This is a genomic window from Alphaproteobacteria bacterium, from assembly GCA_019635875.1.
Lineage (GTDB): Bacteria > Pseudomonadota > Alphaproteobacteria > Reyranellales > Reyranellaceae > JAFAZJ01.
On record JAHBYP010000002.1, the window covers coordinates 907,708 to 925,807 of the forward strand.

General features: G+C 69.8%; 22 protein-coding genes and 1 pseudogene. 13 read left to right on the forward strand and 10 right to left on the reverse strand.

The features are described from left to right. Positions 1–410 precede the first annotated feature (410 nt). Positions 411–926 (reverse strand): annotated as a pseudogene (locus KF889_10585) (hypothetical protein). 54 nt (positions 927–980) lie between these two features. Between KF889_10585 and KF889_10590 the strand changes: the two are divergent. Further along, positions 981–1,547, forward strand: coding sequence for a Crp/Fnr family transcriptional regulator (locus tag KF889_10590; protein ID MBX3499881.1), 567 nt, complete (start codon positions 981–983; stop codon positions 1,545–1,547). On the opposite strand, the gene KF889_10595 is transcribed toward KF889_10590, so the two are convergent. Continuing rightward, a complete protein-coding gene (locus tag KF889_10595) occupies positions 1,534–2,235 on the reverse strand; it encodes a fumarylacetoacetate hydrolase family protein (protein ID MBX3499882.1) in 702 nt (233 codons plus the stop codon). The two genes, KF889_10590 and KF889_10595, sit on opposite strands and share 14 nt — an antisense overlap. Before the next feature lie 42 nt (positions 2,236–2,277). On the opposite strand from KF889_10595, the gene KF889_10600 reads away from it, so the two are divergent. Continuing rightward, positions 2,278–2,808: a L,D-transpeptidase family protein gene (locus KF889_10600; protein MBX3499883.1), complete on the forward strand. Its 531-nt coding sequence runs from the start codon at positions 2,278–2,280 to the stop codon at positions 2,806–2,808. Between the two features lie 7 nt (positions 2,809–2,815). Here the strand turns inward: KF889_10600 and KF889_10605 are convergent, their stop codons facing one another. Both KF889_10605 and KF889_10610 read right to left on the reverse strand, forming a co-directional pair. Continuing rightward, the gene (locus KF889_10605; protein ID MBX3499884.1) at positions 2,816–3,022 is read right to left on the reverse strand and encodes a hypothetical protein; all 207 of its coding nucleotides are present in this window, start codon (positions 3,020–3,022) and stop codon (positions 2,816–2,818) included. 119 nt (positions 3,023–3,141) lie between these two features. Continuing rightward, a complete protein-coding gene (locus tag KF889_10610) occupies positions 3,142–3,372 on the reverse strand; it encodes a hypothetical protein (protein MBX3499885.1) in 231 nt (76 codons plus the stop codon). Positions 3,373–3,552: 180 nt separating this feature from the next. Between KF889_10610 and KF889_10615 the strand changes: the two genes are divergently transcribed. The 5 genes from KF889_10615 (at position 3,553) to KF889_10635 (ending at position 7,946) form a co-directional block, all read left to right on the forward strand. Beyond that, positions 3,553–4,761, forward strand: a complete 1,209-nt coding sequence (locus KF889_10615) for a CoA transferase (GenBank protein ID MBX3499886.1) — start codon at positions 3,553–3,555, stop codon at positions 4,759–4,761. Between the two features lie 73 nt (positions 4,762–4,834). Next, positions 4,835–5,482 carry a tetratricopeptide repeat protein gene (locus KF889_10620; GenBank protein MBX3499887.1) on the forward strand — a complete coding sequence of 216 codons (648 nt, stop codon included), beginning with the start codon at positions 4,835–4,837 and terminating at the stop codon, positions 5,480–5,482. A gap of 11 nt (positions 5,483–5,493) precedes the next feature. After that, positions 5,494–6,174: an SDR family oxidoreductase gene (locus KF889_10625; protein ID MBX3499888.1), complete on the forward strand. Its 681-nt coding sequence runs from the start codon at positions 5,494–5,496 to the stop codon at positions 6,172–6,174. Then, positions 6,171–6,857, forward strand: a complete 687-nt coding sequence (locus KF889_10630; protein MBX3499889.1) for an HAD family hydrolase — start codon at positions 6,171–6,173, stop codon at positions 6,855–6,857. Before KF889_10625 ends, KF889_10630 begins: the two co-directional genes overlap by 4 nt. Before the next feature lie 102 nt (positions 6,858–6,959). Next, positions 6,960–7,946, forward strand: a complete 987-nt coding sequence (locus tag KF889_10635) for a dienelactone hydrolase family protein (protein MBX3499890.1) — start codon at positions 6,960–6,962, stop codon at positions 7,944–7,946. Between the two features lie 12 nt (positions 7,947–7,958). Here KF889_10635 and KF889_10640 read toward each other — a convergent pair whose 3' ends face one another. The 3 genes from KF889_10640 to KF889_10650 all read right to left on the reverse strand — a co-directional run bounded on the left by KF889_10640 (position 7,959) and on the right by KF889_10650 (position 10,772). Next, complete coding sequence (locus tag KF889_10640) at positions 7,959–8,528, reverse strand: hypothetical protein (protein ID MBX3499891.1); 570 nt, start codon at positions 8,526–8,528, stop codon at positions 7,959–7,961. Beyond that, on the reverse strand, positions 8,525–9,415 hold the full coding sequence (locus tag KF889_10645) for an HNH endonuclease (protein MBX3499892.1): 891 nt from the start codon (positions 9,413–9,415) through the stop codon (positions 8,525–8,527). Before KF889_10645 ends, KF889_10640 begins: the two co-directional genes overlap by 4 nt. Before the next feature lie 88 nt (positions 9,416–9,503). Then, a complete protein-coding gene (locus tag KF889_10650) occupies positions 9,504–10,772 on the reverse strand; it encodes an acyl-CoA dehydrogenase family protein (protein MBX3499893.1) in 1,269 nt (422 codons plus the stop codon). 96 nt (positions 10,773–10,868) lie between these two features. Here KF889_10650 and KF889_10655 point away from each other — a divergent pair, with 96 nt between their 5' ends. The 6 genes from KF889_10655 to KF889_10680 are packed head-to-tail and all read left to right on the forward strand — an operon-like array spanning position 10,869 to position 14,929. Next, positions 10,869–11,420, forward strand: coding sequence for a GNAT family N-acetyltransferase (locus tag KF889_10655; protein ID MBX3499894.1), 552 nt, complete (start codon positions 10,869–10,871; stop codon positions 11,418–11,420). Beyond that, a complete protein-coding gene (locus KF889_10660; GenBank protein ID MBX3499895.1) occupies positions 11,417–11,755 on the forward strand; it encodes a hypothetical protein in 339 nt (112 codons plus the stop codon). Before KF889_10655 ends, KF889_10660 begins: the two co-directional genes overlap by 4 nt. Positions 11,756–11,758: 3 nt before the next feature. Further along, a complete protein-coding gene (locus tag KF889_10665; GenBank protein MBX3499896.1) occupies positions 11,759–12,283 on the forward strand; it encodes a GNAT family N-acetyltransferase in 525 nt (174 codons plus the stop codon). Beyond that, entirely contained in the window at positions 12,271–12,684 is a 414-nt protein-coding gene (locus KF889_10670; protein MBX3499897.1) for a VOC family protein, read from the forward strand. The genes KF889_10665 and KF889_10670 overlap by 13 nt, the downstream gene beginning before the upstream one ends. A 54-nt stretch (positions 12,685–12,738) precedes the next feature. Continuing rightward, the gene (gene leuB, locus KF889_10675) at positions 12,739–13,869 is read left to right on the forward strand and encodes a 3-isopropylmalate dehydrogenase (GenBank protein MBX3499898.1); all 1,131 of its coding nucleotides are present in this window, start codon (positions 12,739–12,741) and stop codon (positions 13,867–13,869) included. Position 13,870: 1 nt separating this feature from the next. Then, complete coding sequence (locus KF889_10680) at positions 13,871–14,929, forward strand: TauD/TfdA family dioxygenase (GenBank protein MBX3499899.1); 1,059 nt, start codon at positions 13,871–13,873, stop codon at positions 14,927–14,929. Between the two features lie 13 nt (positions 14,930–14,942). On the opposite strand, the gene KF889_10685 is transcribed toward KF889_10680, so the two are convergent. From KF889_10685 to KF889_10695, 3 genes are all read right to left on the reverse strand, one after another. Beyond that, the gene (locus tag KF889_10685) at positions 14,943–15,971 is read right to left on the reverse strand and encodes a hypothetical protein (GenBank protein ID MBX3499900.1); all 1,029 of its coding nucleotides are present in this window, start codon (positions 15,969–15,971) and stop codon (positions 14,943–14,945) included. A gap of 77 nt (positions 15,972–16,048) precedes the next feature. Next, the gene (locus tag KF889_10690) at positions 16,049–17,212 is read right to left on the reverse strand and encodes a YbfB/YjiJ family MFS transporter (protein MBX3499901.1); all 1,164 of its coding nucleotides are present in this window, start codon (positions 17,210–17,212) and stop codon (positions 16,049–16,051) included. A gap of 39 nt (positions 17,213–17,251) precedes the next feature. Beyond that, a complete protein-coding gene (locus tag KF889_10695; GenBank protein ID MBX3499902.1) occupies positions 17,252–18,100 on the reverse strand; it encodes a c-type cytochrome in 849 nt (282 codons plus the stop codon).

Below are 18,100 nucleotides of genomic sequence, written 5' to 3' on the forward strand. Positions count from 1 at the left end.
GCCTCGTGCCATCGGCATCGAACCGCAGTTTTCGACAACCGTAGGGGTAGAGATCGACCGCGCGCGATTTTCGTGACTTGCTGGGCGCAAACCGAAAGGAGCGCGCATGAGTGACGATGGGTGACGATGGTGCCGATAGGGACGGTGCTGCCGGGCGATTTACTGGTTGAAACGGCACCAGGCCCCGACCGCCGGTAACCCGCTGCGCCTGCATGGCGCGGCCGGACCTCTCCCTCTCTCTAAAGCAAAAGAGGGCGACGTACAGGCACCACAGGCACCACCGTCAACATCCGGCACCCGGAATCGCAGATGCCGGATGCGGCGGCGCCTGGCGCTCAGCCGCAGCCGTTGTGCTTTCGCCACAGGGCGGGATCGTGGCCGGGCGGCACCGCCGCGCAGGGCCCGGCGCCATAGCCGCGCAAGGCGTTGTAGCGCGCCACCTGCTCGCTGCTGAGCAGCGCCGAGACCTTCAGATGCGCCGCCAGGTGGATGAAGCGCAGCGCCGAGCGGCTGGCGCCGATGTCGTCGAGCATGCGGCGCAGGCTCTGCTCGCTGATCGCGCGGGCCTGGAACGCTTCCTCCAGGGCCCGTTCGCGCGCGATCAGGCGCTCGCCTTCGGCGATCGCGTCGGCGCGCATGCGCTCGACGATCGCCTCGATCGCCGAGACCTGCGCGGCGGACAGGGCGATCTCGCGCTTCAGCTCCAGCAGATGGACCGGCCCCGGCATGCCGTTGAGCTCGGCCGCCTTGGCAAGGCCCCAGCCGCCGCCGCGCCGCAGCTCGGCGACGTCGTCCGGCGACAGCCCCTTGATGGCCCGGCTCTCCTGGCCGGCATAGGGCGAGGGCGCGACATGGCCGTGCTGGGCCTGCGCCGCGGTGGCGACGCACAGCAGGATCGAGGCGAACAGCGGCAGTTTCACGGGCAGGCTCCGGGCGCGATCGAGGGAGCCGGACCTTGCCAGACCTGCTCCGGCAGAAACATGATATCTGTCATGTCGTTGATCGAGGCCCTGACGCGCCTGGAGCCGGCCGAGCGACGCTTTGGCGCTGGCGAGCACCTGTTCCACCAGGGCGATCGGGTTGCCGTCCTGCATCTCCTCGTCGCGGGCAGCGCACGGCTCGTGCGCCACCAGCTCGACGGCGCGACGCTGGTCCTGCAGCGGGCCGGGCCGGGCACGATCCTCGCCGAGGCATCGATCTTCTCCGACCGCTACCACTGCGATGCCCTGGCCGCGACGCCGGTTCGAAGCCTGGCGGTGCGCAAATCGTCGATCCGCGCGCGCATCGCCTCGGAGCCGGACTTCGCGATGGCCTTTGTCGCCCATCTCGCCCGCGAGGTTCAGGCGAGCCGCCTGCGCGCCGAGATCCTGTCGCTACGCACCGTCGCCGCCCGGCTCGATGCCTGGATCGCCGCGCACGACGGCCGCCCGCCGGCGCGCGGCGAGTGGAAGGCCGTGGCCGGCGAGATCGGCACCAGCGCCGAGGCGCTGTACCGCGAGATCGCGCGCCGCCGGGGCCCGGCGGCCTCGGGGCTCAGACGTAGGTGATCGCCACCGAACCGCAGCGCTCGACATGGCCGATCAGGGTGTCGCCCTTGACCACCGCGCCGACGCCCTCGGGCGTGCCGGTATAGATCAGGTCGCCGATGCCCAGGGTGACCAGGCCGGACAGGTAGGAGATGGTCTCGGCGACGTTCCAGATCAGTGCGTCGAGATTGGCGTGCTGCCTGGTCTTGCCCGACACGTCGAGCCTGATCTCGCCCTTGTCGGGATGGCCGATTTCCGCGGCGCGGTAGAGCACGCCGATCGGAGCGGAATTGTCGAAGCCCTTGCCCATGTCCCAGGGCCGGCCCTTGTCGCGGGCGGCGTTCTGGATGTCGCGGCGGGTCATGTCGAGGCCGGCGGCATAGCCCCAGGCGTGGTCCAGCGCCTTGTCCACCGGCACGTCGGCGCCGGCCTTGCCGATGGCGACCACCAATTCCATCTCGTGGTGAAGATTCCTGGTCGCCGGCGGGAAGGGGATGCGCACCGGGCTGTTCACATCAGGGGCGACGATGATGGCGTCGGTCGGCTTGGCGAAGAAGAACGGCGGCTCGCGGTCCGGGTCGCCGCCCATCTCGCGGGCATGTGCCGCGTAGTTGCGTCCGACACAGTAGATGCGCCGTACTGCGAAGAGGTCGGACGTGCCGTGCACCGGAACGCCGACGCTCGGCGGCGGCGGAAATACGAAAGCCATGCGATCCTCGTCAAGCAACCTGCCATCAAGCCTTAACACGCCATGGATGACCTGATCGAGGTAATCGCCGAGCCGCGGCGCCCGACGCGCGGCGTGCTGCGTCATGGCTCGCTGCTGGTGCCCTGCGCGCTCGGCCGCGGCGGCGTGCGCGCCGACAAGCGCGAGGGCGACGGCGCCACGCCGCTCGGCGTCTTTCCGCTGCGCCGCCTGTGGTATCGCGCCGACCGGCTCGACGCGCCGCCAACCGACGCCCTGCCGGTCCGTCCCATCCAGCGCGAGGACGGCTGGTGCGACGATCCCGACTCGCCGCAGTACAACCGACCGGTGAGCCTGCCGCACCCGGCGCGGCACGAGCGGCTGTGGCGCGAGGACGCGCTGTACGACCTGGTGGTCGAGCTCGGCTACAATGACGGCCCGGTCGTGCCCGGCGTCGGCAGCGCGGTCTTCCTGCACGTGGCGCGAGCGGACTACGGCCCGACCGAGGGCTGCGTCGCGATCGGCCGTGGCGACCTGCTGCGCCTGGTGGCGGCGTTCGGTCCGGCCACCAGCCTGCGGGTGACGGCGATGCGCTGAGCGCGCGCTACTCCTGGTCGGCCGGAATCTCGATGGCCAGCAGCGTCACGCCGCTCGTGGTGGTGCCATTGTACTTGATGCCATTGTACTTGACGCCGTTGTAGCGGATGCCGTTTTCACCGCCGCCGTTCACACTGACGTAGGCCGTCGCCGGGCCGATGGTGGCGAGAAACGTGGTCGCGATCAGGGCGGCGAGCATGGCGGTGCGGGACATCGGAACCTCCCCGGACGTGGGACAGCAGCGGACCGACTGCTTCGTCGATGGCCGCATCCTGCCAGGGTCATGTCACGCCGGGATGTCGCGGCGGCCGCTCTTCTGTCTCGTGCGCAACGTCAGGCGTCGGCGCCGGTCGCCGGCTTGTGGCGCGTGGCGAAGAACCACAGCAGGCCCAGCACGAGGCCGCCCAGCGCGACCATGAAGAGGCCGAACACCGGGTCGGCGGGGATCGCCGCGCCCTTGATTCCCAGCCGCCAGCCGGTCGCCATGTTGACGAAGGCGACGACGCCGGCCAGCACGAAGGCGCCGCCGGCGATCTGCGTCACTGTCAGCAGGAACCCCTTCATTGGCTGCCTCCGATGCCCGACATCAGCATCGTGCCGCCCGATCGTGGTGGCCCCGTGGCGGCAATGTGCAAAGACCGGCCGCATGTCCGCCATGCCCTGGCCATGGCCGGGAATCCCTTGCCTCACACCGCCCGATGACAGAATTTCGTTTCAGGGAAACGCTTGGATGACGGGACGGATATGACCAGCCAGCGCAAGGCCTTCGAGGGCATTCTGGTGCTCGACCTGACGCAGGGCGTCGCCGGCCCGCACAGCACCATGCTGCTGGCCCAGCACGGCGCCGACGTGGTCAAGATCGAGCCGCCGGAGGGCGATTGGGGCCGCGGGCTGGGCGAGATCCAGGGCGACCACTGCGCCCACTCGATCGCCTTCAACCGCGGCAAGCGCTCGATCGCCATCGACCTGAAATCGCCCAGGGGGCTGGAGGTGGTGAAGAAGATCGCCGCCAAGGCCAACATCGTCATCGAAAGCTTCCGCCCCGGCGTGGTGAAGCGGCTGGGTCTGGGCTACGACGACGTCAAGGCGATCAATCCCAACGTGATCTACACCTCGGTCTCGGGCTTCGGCCAGACCGGCCCGAACAACAAGCGGCCCACGGTCGATGGGCTGATCCAGGCCTTCAGCGGCATGATGGTGATGAACCGCACCGCCGAGGGCTGGCCGCATCGCCAGGGCATGATCGCGGTCGACGTGACGACCGGTCTGTACGTCTTCAATGCGTTGAGCGCCGCGCTGATGCGCCAGCTGCGCTTCAGCGAGGGCAGCCATCTCGACCTGTCGCTGATGCAGGCGGCGGCCGCCTGGCAGGGCGCCAAGCTGATGGAGTACGTGTGGAGCAACGGCACGCCGCCGCCGCTCTACATGCCGGCCGGGACCTTCAAGACCGCCGACGGCCATATCGTGCTGAGCGCCATGCGGCCGCACCATTTCCGCAAGCTCTTCGAGCTGGTCGGCCGCCAGGACATCGCCGACGATCCCACCCTGCAGACGCACGAGGATCGCATCCGCGGCACGGCCAAGATCATGAAGGCGCTCAACGAGGCGATGCCGGCGAAGAAGACCGATGAGTGGATCGAGCTCCTGCAGGCGCAGGAGGTGTTCTGCGAGCGGGTCAACAACTACGCCGACTATCTCGAGCATCCGCACGTCAAGGCGGTGGGCGCCGTCGACTGGGTCGAGCAGCCCGGCACCAGGCGCCTACCCTTCGCCCAGATCCCCGGCCTGCCGCCGGCGCGCGACACCGACCCGCGCCTGAACTACGCGCCGCATGTCAGCGAGAACTGCGCCGAGATCCTGCGCGATTTCGGCTACGCCCAGGGCGACATCGACGCGCTGGTCCAGGCCGGGGCGGTCTTCCCGCCGGCGCCGGTGGCCAAGGCGGCCGAGTAGCCGCCGCTTTTTCGTTTGACCGCGCTGCCGCGAGGTTCTTGGCTGTCGCCAAGGATCTCGGGGGACACCACGCATGAAGCACCGCGTCATCGCCGTCGCGTTGGCCGCGATCCTGGTGGCGCCAATCGCGTCGGGCGCGCAGGAGATGAGCCCGGAGTGGGAGCGCTGCGTCAACCGCGGCAACCAGCTCGACACCGACCTGCAGATCGGCAGCTGCACCGCGATCATCCAGGCCGGCCGCGAAACCACGAACAAACTCGGCATCGCCTACGGCAATCGCGGGCTGGCCTGGCGACGCAGGGGCGACAACGACAAGGCGATGGCCGACTACAACCAGGCGATCAAGCTGAAGCCCGACAGCGTCAGCTCGATCAACGGCCGCGGCAACATCTACAACGACCGCAAGCAGTGGGATCTGGCGCTCGCCGATTTCAACCTCGCCATGCGGCTCTCGCCCAACACCGCGATCATCTACAACAATCGCGGCAATTCATGGGCCGGCAAGGGCGATCACCAGCGCGCGCTCGCCGACTACAACGAGGCGCTGCGGCTCAACCCGCAATACGCCAACGCCTTCAACGGGCGCGGCGCGACCTACTTCGAGATGCGCCAGTACGACCGCGCGGTGCAGGATTTCGACGCCGCCCTGCGCATCAATCCCAGCCATCGCGATGCGTTGAGCAATCGCGAGAAGGCGATCAAGGCCAGGGCCGGCCGGTAAAGCGAGGTTCCATGCCCACCATTCTGCTCACCGGTGCCGGTCGCGGCCTGGGTATCGAGTTCGTCAGGCACTATGCCGCCGCCGGCTGGCGCGTGCATGCCTGCGCGCGCGACGCCGACGCCGCCCCGCTGAAGGCGGTGAAGGGCGATGTGCGACGCCACGCGCTCGACGTCACCGATTTCGCCGCCACAGCGAGGCTGGCTGCCACGCTGAAGGGCGAGGCGATCGACGTGCTGCTGGCCAACGCCGGCATCGCCGGGCGCGAGGCGACCGAGTTCGGCAAGGTCGACCCCGATGTCTGGCTCGAGACCTTCCGCGTCAATGCGCTGGCGCCGCTGAAGCTGGCCGAGGCCTTCGTCGATCACGTCGCCGCCTCGCAGCGCAAGGCGATGGTGGCGATCTCCAGCCGGCTGGGCAGCATCGGGCTGAACCGCGAGGGCGGCCGCTATGCCTATCGCGCCAGCAAGGCGGCGCTGAACATGGCGTGGAGGAGCCTGGCCGCCGATACCCGGCCGCGCGGGCTGACCTGCGTCGTGCTGCATCCCGGCTGGGTGTCGACCGACATGGGCGGCGCCCAGGCGCCGGTCACGCCACCGCTCAGCATCGCCGGCATGACCAAGGTGATCGAGGCGCTGAAGCCCGCCGACACCGGCGGCTTCATCAACTTCGACGGCACCCGCTTCGAGTGGTGATCCGCGCCATTCTGTTCGATGTCGGCGGCCCGCTCGAGGACACCGCCGGGCTCGATGACCGCGCCGACGCGCTGATCGTCGATCTGTTCCGCCGCGAGACGGTCCACATCCAGCCCGCCGACTATCTCGCCGCCGAAAGCGAGACGCTGGCCTCGCGCGCGCCCGATTTCTGGCGCGGCGTGATCTGGCATTTGTCCGGCCGGTCGCCGGCGCTGGCGCACACCGTCTGGACCCGCTTCGCCCAGGCGCGCGGCGCCGATAGCAGGGGCGTGGCGCGCGAGGGCATGATCGAGCTGATCGCAAGCCTGCGCGCCGGCGGCATCGGCCTGGTCGCGTTCGACGACGCGCCGCGCGATCTCGGCGGCCGGATCGACGGGCTGGGCTACGGTGCGCTGTTCGACGCCGCCGTCAGCGCCACCGCGCTCGGCACCGCCAAGCCCGATCCACGGCTCTTGCTCGCGGCGGCCGAGGCTTGCGGTGCGCGACCTGCGGAATGCCTGATGGTCGGCGACCGGGTCGACCTGGATGTCGCGCCGGCGCGCCGTCTGGGCATGGCGACGATCTGGCTGCGCGTTGGCCGCTGGCGCGACGTCGAGGTGCGCGACTGGACGGAGATGCCCGACGCCGAGGCGCGCGATGTCGACGCGCTTGCGAGCGCGATCGACCGGCTGACGTCTCAGTGATGCCGCGCGCGACATCTGTCGCCGTGACACGCCGTAACACGACGGCCCGCTCGGCCCGATCCGGCATGCGGTACGGTACGATCGTGAATCGGGGAGGGTGAGATGTTCAGGGCAGCTGTGGCGATGCTCGGGCTGCTGTTCGCCGCGCAGGCCCAGGCCCAGGCCCAGCCCGTGGCCGATCTGCGCGATGGCCGCAGCGGCGAGATCCGCTTCGCCTCGTCCTCGCCAACCGGGCCAACGGCACTGATGACGGCCAGCGCGCCGGGCGCCGAGATCGTGGGCACGCTCAGCCTGCCGCCGGGCACGGCGCGGGTGCCGGCGATGGTCGTGGTGCATGGCAGCGGCGGCGTCTCCGCTGGCCGCGAGCATGCCTGGGCGAAACGCCTGACCGACATGGGCGTCGCCGCCTTCGTCACCGATTCGTTCCGGCCGCGCGGCGTGGGCTCGACCGCCGAGGACCAGAGCCGGGTCTCGACCGTGGCCATGGTCGCCGACGCCTTCAACGCGCTGAAGCTGCTCGCGACGCATCCCCGCATCGATGCCGGGCGCATCGGCATCATGGGCTTCTCCAAGGGCGGGCAGGTCTCGCTCTACACCGCGCTCGAGCCGTTCCGTCGCGCCGTCGCGGGCGACCTGCGTTTCGCCACCCACGTGCCGCTCTACCCATCCTGCGCGCTGCCCTACATCGCGCGTGAGATCACGCGCGCGCCGATGCTGGTGCTGATGGGTGGCGCCGACGACTACACGCCGGCGACGCAGTGCGAACGCTACATCGAGTGGTTCCGCGGCAAAGGTGCGCCGATCCGCTCGATCGTCTACCCCGGCGCCGCGCACGGCTTCGACTCGCCCTCGGCGGTGCGGCGCATGGACAACGTCCAGACGGCGCGCGACTGCCGCATGGATATCGAGCTGGAGCCGGTGCAGGGCCGTCGCTGGGACGATGGCGCGCTGGTGCCGCCCGAGCGCATCGGTCCATACCTGCGCGACTGCATGACGCGCGGCGCCAGCTTCGGCGGCAACCCGGCGGCGCTGTCGCGCGCCGTCGAGGATCTGCGCGCGCATCTGGCGGCGACGATCGGCGCGCGTTGAGCGGCGGTCCGATCACGCCGTGCGCACCTCGATGTCGATGCGCGCCAGGCGCTCGAACAGGCGCCGGCGCCGGCGATGCGGCCACCAGTCGTAGAGATAGATCTCCAGCGGCCGCCACATCGCCACCCAGCCGACGATCAGCAGGCCTTCGTTGAGGCCGCGCTGGAAGACATTGTCGGGCAGCACGATCGACAGCAGCTCGCGCAGGCCGGTGCAGGCGGCGAGGAAGGCCAGCCCGATCGTCAGGCTGACGCGGCCGCGCTCGAACTCCACCCGAAGATCGCGGGCGGCCACGCTGGCGCGATAGGCGAAATAATTGTGGATCGCGTCGGTCAGGCTGCGCGCCTGCTTCGACTCGGCCTCCGCAGCGGGCAGATGGATCACGAGGCGTGGCCTGCGGTCCTCCGGCAGCTCGGTCAGCGCGCCGACGATCCACTCCTCGGCGTCGCGATCGAGGTCCCTGGCGAGGAAGGGCGCCGGGTCGAGCGAGTTGAAGAGCTGCGCCACGCTGTCGAGGCTGAGCTCGATCAGCGCCGCGTCGCCCTCGATGCGATAGGGCGGCTGGATCCGGTCTCGGCTCATCCGTCGAACAGTGCCGCGCGGTGGGCGGCGAGATAGGCGGCCTGCCGCTCGCCCTTGATGGCGAGGCGGAACTCGGGATCGATTCCGGCCCGGCGCGCGTCCTCGGCGTCGAGATGGCGGGCCAGCATCACCATGCCGTCATCCTCGAAGGCGATCAGGCCGTGGCTGAAGGCGACGTGCCAGGTCGGCGTCAGCAGCAGGCCATTTTGCGGATCGAGCCGCTCCTCGTCGCTCGCCAGCACCCAGGGCTTGATCGGCGCGACGATCACCAGGCCGGGATTGGTGGTGCCGGTCGCGGCGCAGGTGTCGCGCCACAGCGCCCTGACCTCCTCGCCGAACTTGCCGGCACCGAGCCGCGCGGCGACCAGCGCCTCGACCGCCTCGTCGTCGCGCTCGCCGGCGCCCAGCGCCGTGGCCATGGCCTCGCCGACCGCGCCGCCGGCGACCGGATCGCCCGCCAGCATGGCGTGGATCAGGCGCTGCGCCACACCCTCGCCGATCGGGAAGACCCGCGTCTCGGCGCGCTCGTTGCCCGGCTGCAGCGGCGACTCGACGATCGGAAGGGCGCCACGCAGCAGGGTGCTGAGCGATTCGAAGGCGAGCGGCGTCGGCAGGTCGAAGAACCGGCCGGGCACGATGCGGGCGGGACGGCGCTGATGGTCGCTGCCGAGCTCGACGACCTCCTCCTCGCCGGGGCCGACCACCGCGAACACCGCCTCGAGATCGCCGCCGACGAAGGCGAAGCCGAGATCGCCGGGCTTCATCGCGGCCGCGGTCATGAAGCCGGGCGCGGTCTTGCCGAGCTTGTCGCGCCGGGGCACGACGATCAGCTCCTCGTCCCAGAAATCGATCTCGTCCTCGTTCTGGTTCAGCCACCAGTACGCCATGAATGGTCCTTCCGCCTGAGCGGCGGACCTATACGACGCGTAGACGCCGTCGTCATCCCTCCCTCTCCCCGCAGGCGGGGAGAGGGAGCTATTCCGCCGCCTTGGGCTTCCTCTGGGTACCCCAGTAACCGAACATCGAGCCGGCGATGCGGCGGATCTGGATCTCCTCCGAGCCCTCGGTGATGCGGTAGCGCCGGTGGTGGCGGTAGATGTGCTCGAATGGGAAATGTCGGGAATAGCCGACGCCGCCATGCACCTGCATGGCGCGGTCGGCGGCGTCGCAGCACAGGCGGTTGCCGCGATAATTGGCCATCGCCACCCAGGGGCTGACATCCATGTGGTGCTCGCGGTCGAGATACCAGGCGGTCTTGCGCACCAGCCCGCGCACCATCTCGGCCTCGGTGTGCAGCTCGGCGAGCGGGAACTGGATCGCCTGGTTGCTCGAGAGCTTCTTGCCGAAGACGACACGCTGGTTGGCGTATGCCACGCTCATGTCGATGCAGTACTGCGCCGCGCCCAGCGACGAGGCGGCCTGGCGGATGCGGTTCTCGTGCACGAAGGTCTGCGCCACGTCGAGGCCGTGGCCCTCGGCGCCCAGCATGGTCGAGGCCGGCACCTTGACGTCGCTCAGCGACACCTCGGCGTGATCGCTCGGCATGTTGAAGGTCCACCACATGTACTCGACCTTGAAGCCCGGCGTGCTCACCGGCACCAGGAAGCAGGAGATGCCGCGCGCGTCGCCCGCCTTGCCCGACGTGCGCGCGAAGACCAGGTCGTGCGTCGCGGTGTGCATGCCGGTGTTGAACCGCTTCATGCCGTTGATCACCCAGTCGCCGCCCTGCTTGACCGCGGTGGTCTCCATGAAGGTGGCGTCGGAGCCGTGTCCGGGTTCCGTCAGGCCGAAAGCGACGCGCTTCTGGCCGGCGAACATCGGCTCGATGAACTGCTCCTTCTGCTCCGCCGTACCGAAATGGTGCAGCAGCAGGGCCACCGGGAAATTGCCGACGATCGAGCTCTCGTTCTGCAGGTCGTTGTGCAGGCCCAGCCCCTTGTGCGCGAGATGCTCGCGGATGATCGCCATGGCGAGGTTGGAGCCGTCCTTGCCGCCCAGCGCCCTGGGCAGGGCGAAGCGCAGATGGCCCGCCTTGTCGGCGCGCCGGCGCATCTCCATCAGCAGGGCTTCCCATTCGCGGCGCGGCTGGCCGTCATTGTCCCAGTCGGTGCGCGCGTGCTCGCGACGATGGTCGAAGAAGCGGATATTGTCGTCCTGCTGCTCCAGCGGCCGGATCTCGCGCTCGATGAAGGCGTCGAGCTCGCGCAGATACGCGGCGATCTCGGCGGGTATGTCGAAGTCCATGGCGCGCTCCTCGGGTGAACGGTCGTTTACCGGATCATGGACAGGCGTTTGGCGCGAGTCGAGGCTGGCAGTTCGCCTGTCGGCTAGAGTGTCGGCATGAGCACCGTCGTCACCTCGCGCCTGATCCTGCGTCCCCTCGTGCCTGCCGACGCCGAAGCCTATATGGCGATGCGGTTTCATCCCGCCGTCACGCAGTGGCTGCCGGTATCGCAAGGCGAGCCGGGCGAGCGCGCACTGGCCACGATCGCCGCCTTTGCCGCCGACTGGAGCGGACGCGGCTACGCGCCTTGGGGGGCATTCGAACGCCTGGCGCTCGGCAACGACGCGTCGTGCGAGGGCCGGCTCGTCGGACATGTCGGCCTGCGCTTCCTGCCCGAGTTCGACGGCACCGAGGTGCTCTACGCCTTCCACCCCGACCTGCACGGCGTCGGATATGCGCGCGAGGCGGCCACGGCGTCGCTGGATTTCGGCTTCGACGTCGTCGGGCTGAAGTCGATCCTGGCGATCACGCGGGAGACCAATGTGCGCTCCTGGGGACTGATGAAGCGGCTGGGCATGAATCGCGGCCCCGATGGCCACTACAAGGGCCTCGATGTCGTGCGCTACGATATCGACGCCGCCACCTGGCGCTCCAGGAGGAACACATGACGTTGATGCGACGCATCGCGCCGCTCGGTGGTGCCGGGCTGATGGCGCCTGTCCTGGCAGCACCTGGCAGCCGCGCGGTCTGCTTCGTGCACGGCTACGGGGCCGCCAGCGTGCTGACGGACGAACGCTACCAGACCATCCTGGGCGGCGTGTTCAAGAGCGACAGCGTCACAGTCGACTTTCTCACCCGTCGCTTCGCCATGCAGCGCGAGGCGAAGTCAGAAGGCGCGACCGTCGACCAGGGCAATCTGATCCGGACCCAGCAGCAGGACATCAATGCCGGCAAGGGGTTCGACATCCTGGGCAATGCCGACCCGCGCGCCAACCAGGTCTGAAGCATGCGTCCCACCGTCGTCACGGCGCGACTGCATCTTCGGCCGTTCACCATGGCCGATGCCGAGGCCTATGCCGGGGTCCGCTATCATCCTGACGTGGATGCCTGGCTGATGCCGGCGCCGACCGGGGACCCGGTCGCGCAGCAGCGCGCGCAGATCGCCGAGTACGACCGGCGCTGGGAGGCCCATGGCTACGCGCCATGGGCGGTGATCGAGCGCGCCAGCGGCCGGCTGGTCGGTCATTGCGGCCTGCGCTGGATGGAGAGCCTGTCGATCACCGACACGATCTGGACCATGCATCCTGACACGCAGGGCAAGGGCTATGCTCGCGAGGCGGCGCGCGCGGCGCTCGACTGGGGTTTCGCCAGCGCAGGCTTGCCGCGCATCGGCGCGCTGATCCGTCCCGACAATTTGCGCTCGCAGGCGGTGGCGCGCGCCATGGGCATGACCGTCCGGCGCGCCGGTCTCGAGCGCCGACCGGGCCAGATCCGCGATCTCTGGGTGGTGGAGGCGCCATGCGCGGTCTGATGCATCACCTCGACCTCACGGTTCGCGACCTCGCGGTCTCGGCACCGTTCTACGACGCGGTGCTGGGCTTCATGGGCTATCGCCGCACGCGCGAGCAGGCCGACGGCTTCGACTGGGATCGCGAAGTACCAGGCCTGTTCTGCGGCATCGGCATCAAGCCGGCGCGACGCGACGTCACGCATGACCGCTACACGCCCGGCCTGCACCACGTCGCCTGGGCGGCCGGGAGTCGCGACGATGTCGACCGTCTCCATGCCGAGCTGCGACGCATCGGTGCGCGCATCCTCGACGCGCCCGCCGACTATCCGCAGTACGGCCAAGGCTACTATGCGGTGTTCTTCGCCGATCCCGACGGGCTGAAACTTGAGTACGTATACGTGCCCGGCCAGACCGCGGGTTGACGCGAGGCCGGCCACCGGCCGATCCTCCGCCGCCTTCACGTCAGGAGTTCCGTCATGCCGGCCGCCAACACCTACCGCCTGCTGATCCTGCCCGGCGACGGCATCGGGCCGGAGGTCATGGGCGAGGTGCGCAAGGTCGCCGAATGGTTCCGCGACCGGAGGCAGGCGCCGATCGAGATCCGCGAGCGGCCGTTCGGCATGGCCTCGTGGGAGAGGTTCGGCAGCCTGATGCCGGACGAGACCTGGGCCGAGATCAATGCGGCCGACGCGGTGCTGTTCGGCGCCACCGGCTCGCTCGCCCAGCAGGCGACAATCTCGGCTGCCGAGCGCAAGAAGGGCAGCCTGCTGACCATGCGCAAGGCGCTCGATGTCTTCGCCAATCTGCGACCGATCAAGGCCAATGCGGCGCTGCTGTCGGCCTCGTCGCTGAAGCCCGAAGTGGTCGACGGCGTCGACCTGGTGTTCGTGCGCGAGCTCACCGCCGGCGTCTATTTCGGCGAGCCGCGCGGCGTCGAAAAGCTCGCCGATGGCAGCGAGCGCGGTGTGAACACGCATGTCTATACGACGAAGGAGGTCGAGCGCGTGGCGCGCTTCGCCTTCGAGCTGGCGCGCCAGCGCAAGGCCGAGGGCAAGCCGGGCCATGTCCATTCCGTCGACAAGGCCAACGTGATGGAAGCGGGCGCGATGTGGCGGCGCATCGTGCAGCGCGTGCACGATGCGGAGTTCGCCGACGTAACCTTGCATCACATGCTGGCCGACAATTGCGCCATGCAGCTGATCCGCTGGCCCAGGCAGTTCGACGTGATCGTCACCGACAACCTGTTCGGCGACCTGCTGTCGGATTGCGGCGCGATGATCACCGGTTCGCTCGGCATGCTGCCCTCGGCCTCGCTCTCGGCAAAGGATCAGCATGGCCGCCGCCGCGCGCTCTACGAACCGATCCACGGCAGCGCTCCCGACATCGCCGGCAAGTCGCTGGCCAATCCGCTGGCGGCGATCCTGAGCTTCGCCATGTGCCTGCGCGAGACCCTGGGCCAGGCCGAGGACGCGGCGAGGCTTGAGCGCGCCGTCGACAAGGTGCTGGCGTCGGGCGCGCGGACGGCCGATCTTGCCGCCAAGGGCGCGCCCGCCCTGTCGACCATAGGCATGGGCGACGCCGTCGTGTCAGCGCTTGCGAGTGCGTGAGATGAGCCCAGCCGATCTTCCTCCCGAGCAGACCGGTCCCGCCGCCTGGTACGGGCCCGAGATGGCCAGGCGCACTGACTGGATCGTGCCGCTCTCGACCGACGATCTGGCCGAGATCGTGGCCGCGACCCGGCCGCTGGTGGCGCGCGAGGCCGATATCGCGGCGATCACCGCGCATGACTTTCCCCTGCCGACGCTGGGCCCGAAGCTGAGAGCGGCGCGCGAGGATTTGCTCGAGGGTCGCGGCTTCTTCCTGCTGCGCGGCCTGCCGCTGGCAGATTGGAGCATGCGCGAGGCGGCGACGGCCTACTTCGGCATCGGCGCGCATCTCGGCAACGCGCGCTCGCAGAACGCCAGGGGACACGTGCTCGGCCACGTAAAGGACCTGGGGCTGAGCAGCGCCGATCCCAATGTGCGCATCTACCAGACCAACGAGCGGCAGACCTATCACACCGATTCCTGCGATGTGGTGGCGCTCTTGTGCCTGAAGACGGCCAGGCGCGGCGGGCTGTCGACGCTGGTGAGCTCGACGACGATCTTCAACGAGATGCGCAAGCGCCGTCCCGATCTGCTGGCGCTGCTGTTCGAGCCCGTCGCCACCGACCGGCGCGGCGAGGTGCCGGCGGGCATGAAGCCGTGGTTCGAGATCCCGGTGTTCAGCTGGCACGCCGGCCACCTCACCGCGATCTACCAGCGCCAGTACATCGACAGCGCCCAGCGCATCGAGGGCGTGCCGCGTCTGACGCCGCAGACGATCGAGGCGCTCAACCTGTTCGACGATCTCACCAACGATCCGGCGCTCAACCTGCATATGGAGTTCAAGCCCGGCGACATGCAGTTCGTGCACAACCACACGCTGCTGCACGACCGCACCGGCTTCGAGGACTGGCCCGAGCCGGACAAGCGTCGCCATCTGCTGCGCCTGTGGCTCGCCGTGCCCGGTGCGCGGCCGCTGCCACCGGTCTTCGCCCAGCGGTATGGGAAGGTCGATATCGGCGATCGCGGCGGCATCATCGTGCCCGGCGCGGTCAACCTCAACGCGCCGCTCGAGGCGGTGTAGGCACGACGGAGCCTCAGCGCGATTTCGCGAGCTGTCGCGCGATCGAGCCGTCGGCGAAGCCGACCTCGACGATGAAGGCGTTCACCGCGGCGGGTTCGGGCGCGTTGTCGGCGAACAGAATCAGGTCGACCTCCGGGCCTTCGAGCGTCGCCAGCCCGCCGGCGTGCTGCGTGTTCAGCCACTGATCGCCGGCCACGACCAGCAGCAATGGCTGTGCCGGATCCTTGGTGTGCCAGATCGGCCCGACCGGCCGGCTACTGGCGTCCATCGCCTGCAGCGCGATATGCATCAGCTCCCGAGAGCTCAGCTTGCCGACATCGATGGTCAGCACGAAGCGGCCGTCGGGCCTGCCGCTGGCCGCGATGCCGCGCGGACCGACGCGATCGTCGTAGAGACCGAAGTACACCAGCTTCAGGGTGCCCGGCGGGAGTGCTGGCGGCGGTGACGCTGGCCTGGTCGTCGGCGGCGGCTGCGAGACGCCCGACGCCGAAGACGGGACCGCCGCAAGCATGGCGCGCTCGTAGCTGGCGGCGAAAGGATTGTGTGTCGGCTCCAGCGTGGCGCGGCCCTCGGTCCAGCCGATCACCTCCACCGCGGCGACGAGGATCTCGTAGAGCGCCGTCTGCGTTGCTGGCGAGTCGCGCAGGTGCCGCCCCAGCTGCTCGAGCCGCTCGCTGGCCCGCGCCGTGTCGGTGTTTGCCGGCCAACGTGTGGCGGCGCCAACGCGCAGGACAGCGTGGTCGAGCAGCAGCCTGGCCTCGTCGCGCAGCGATCGCACGAGATCGGCCTCGGTGACCGCGGGTGCGTCGCGCAGCCAGGCCGTCGCCTGTGCCTTCAGTGCGGCATCGGCCTGTGGCGCCGTCATGCCGCCGCGCGCTACGCGCGCAGCGAAGATCATGTCCTGCAGCTCCAGCAGCGGTACCAGCGCCGCCGTGCGCTCGCGGCTGGGTGGATCGCGGGTCGGCGTGGTCTGCGACCGGGCAGCGGACACGCCGAGCGACAGCGCCGCGGCGACGATCAGCGCCGCGACCGGTCCGCGCATCCCTCGATCACGCATGCCGCCCTTCACGAACAGCCTCCGCGACGCCCATAGGCGCGCAGGATGCCATGGTCTCGTGGTCAGGGTGAGTCGGATCGCAGACGCAGGGCGATGCCGCCCAGGACGACGCCGATCACCAGCGCGCCGGCACCGACGGCGAACAGCGGCATGTAGGCCGAGGTGAGCGCGAAGATGTGCGACAGCGCCCAGGCGCCTCCCGCCAGCGCCACGCCGAAGGCGCCTGTCATCCAGCCCCAGACGCGGCGGTGGTCGGCCAGCCCGACGAGCTCGGCGACCCAGGCGGAGCACAGCGAGGTCGAGCCCGACACCAGCATGCCGACGATCAGCGAAGAGGCGAACAGCGCCGCCGGGTGCGTCGAGACCAGCGGCAGGCCGACCGCGGCGGCCTTCGCCAGCATCGACAGAACGAAGGCGAGACCCAGCCCGAAGCGGTCGGCGAAGAGGCCGCACAGCAAGGGGCCGATCACCACTCCGCCGCCGAAGACGATCCAGTGCATGCCGCCGTTCTCGAGGCCGTGGCCGAGCGCGCGGGCGATGAAGTCGATCCAGAACACCGTGTGCGGGATGAAGCCGATCGCGTCGCAGCCATAGGCCGCGAGCAGCGGCCACACGGCGCGCGGAAGCCGACGCGGGGGCGCCGCCGTCGCGGCGAGACCGACGCGCTCGCGCGGGATGGCGAACCAGATATAGGCGGTGAGCGCGGCGGCGGCGGCGGCCAGCGCCAGCCAGACGATGCGCGGTCCCGCCGCGGCGAGCGCCGGGATGATCAGACCCGAGGCGGTGATGCCGACGCCGATGCCGGTGATCACCACGCCGGCTGCGCGGCCACGCCTGTCAGGGGCCGTCACCGCCAGCACGACCGGCACGGCCAGCACCATCAGCACGCCGCCGGTGACGCCGGCGAGAAAGCGCCACCCGGCGTACCACACGAAGCCGACATTCCAGCCGCACGCCAGCAGGCTGACCGCGGTCAGGGCGGCCGCGAGACGGATTGCATCGGTGCCCGTCATCGCGCGCGACAGGCGGTCGGCGATCAGCGCGCCCACGAGGTAGCCCGCGAGGTTGGCGGCAGCGAGGTAGGAGGCCTCGGCCGGCGCGAACCATCCGGCGGCGATCAGCACCGGAATCAGCGGCGTGTAGGCAAAGCGGCCGAGCCCGTTGCCGATGAACGTCGCCGCCAGCCCGCCGGTCGCGACTCGCCAGGGATCCATGGACGAGGGCACGATGTCATCCCTCGCTGCGCTCGGGATGACAGGGGGCCACTAGTTGGCGCGCGACGGCGGCAGCGAGCGCAGATAGGCGATCAGCGCCGCCATGTCGTCATCGCCGATTCGCGCGTAGTAGGAATAGGGCATCGGCGGGAAGAGCTTGCGGCCGTCCTTCGACACGCCGGTGCGGATGGCGCGCGCGATCTGCGCGTCGCTCCAGTCGGCGATGCCGACCTCCCTGTGCGGCGTGATGTTGGAGGAGACCGAGGTGCCCCACGGTCCGGTGAACGGCCGGCCACCGGCGCCGAGCTTGGCGAAATCGGGCGAGTGGTCGGCCTTGGGCGGCGTGTGGCACTCGGTGCAGTGGCCCATCGGGCCGGCGAGATAGGCGCCATAGGCGACCCTGTCGCCGCGCGGCGGCGCCTTCACCTCGCCCACCGGCGGGCCGTAGGTCGGCGGCAGGGGCATGCGGTAGGTCGACTTCGCCACCGCGTTGCGGATCGGCTTCACCGTGCGCAGATAGGCGATCATCGCCCGCACATCGGCGTCGGCGAGGCCGCGATACATGCCGAAGGGCATCGGCGGTCCGATGATCGAGCCGTCCGGGCGCTTGCCCTCGCGGATCGCCAGGAACAGCTGGTCGTCGGTCCACCGGCCGATGCCGGTCTCGGGGTCGGGGGTGATGTTCGAGGCGATGGCCGTGAAGGGCTGCTCCTCGATCACGAAGCCGCCGGCCAGCGCCATGCTGGGCAGGTCGCCCTGCGGCCCCTTGGGCGTGTGGCAATTGCCGCAGGCCGCGATGGTCTCGACGAGATAGCGGCCGCGCTCGACGGTCGACTGGGCCTGCGCCAGTGACGCTGTCCCGATCAGCGCCGCCGCCAGCATCATGGTTACGCCACGCAT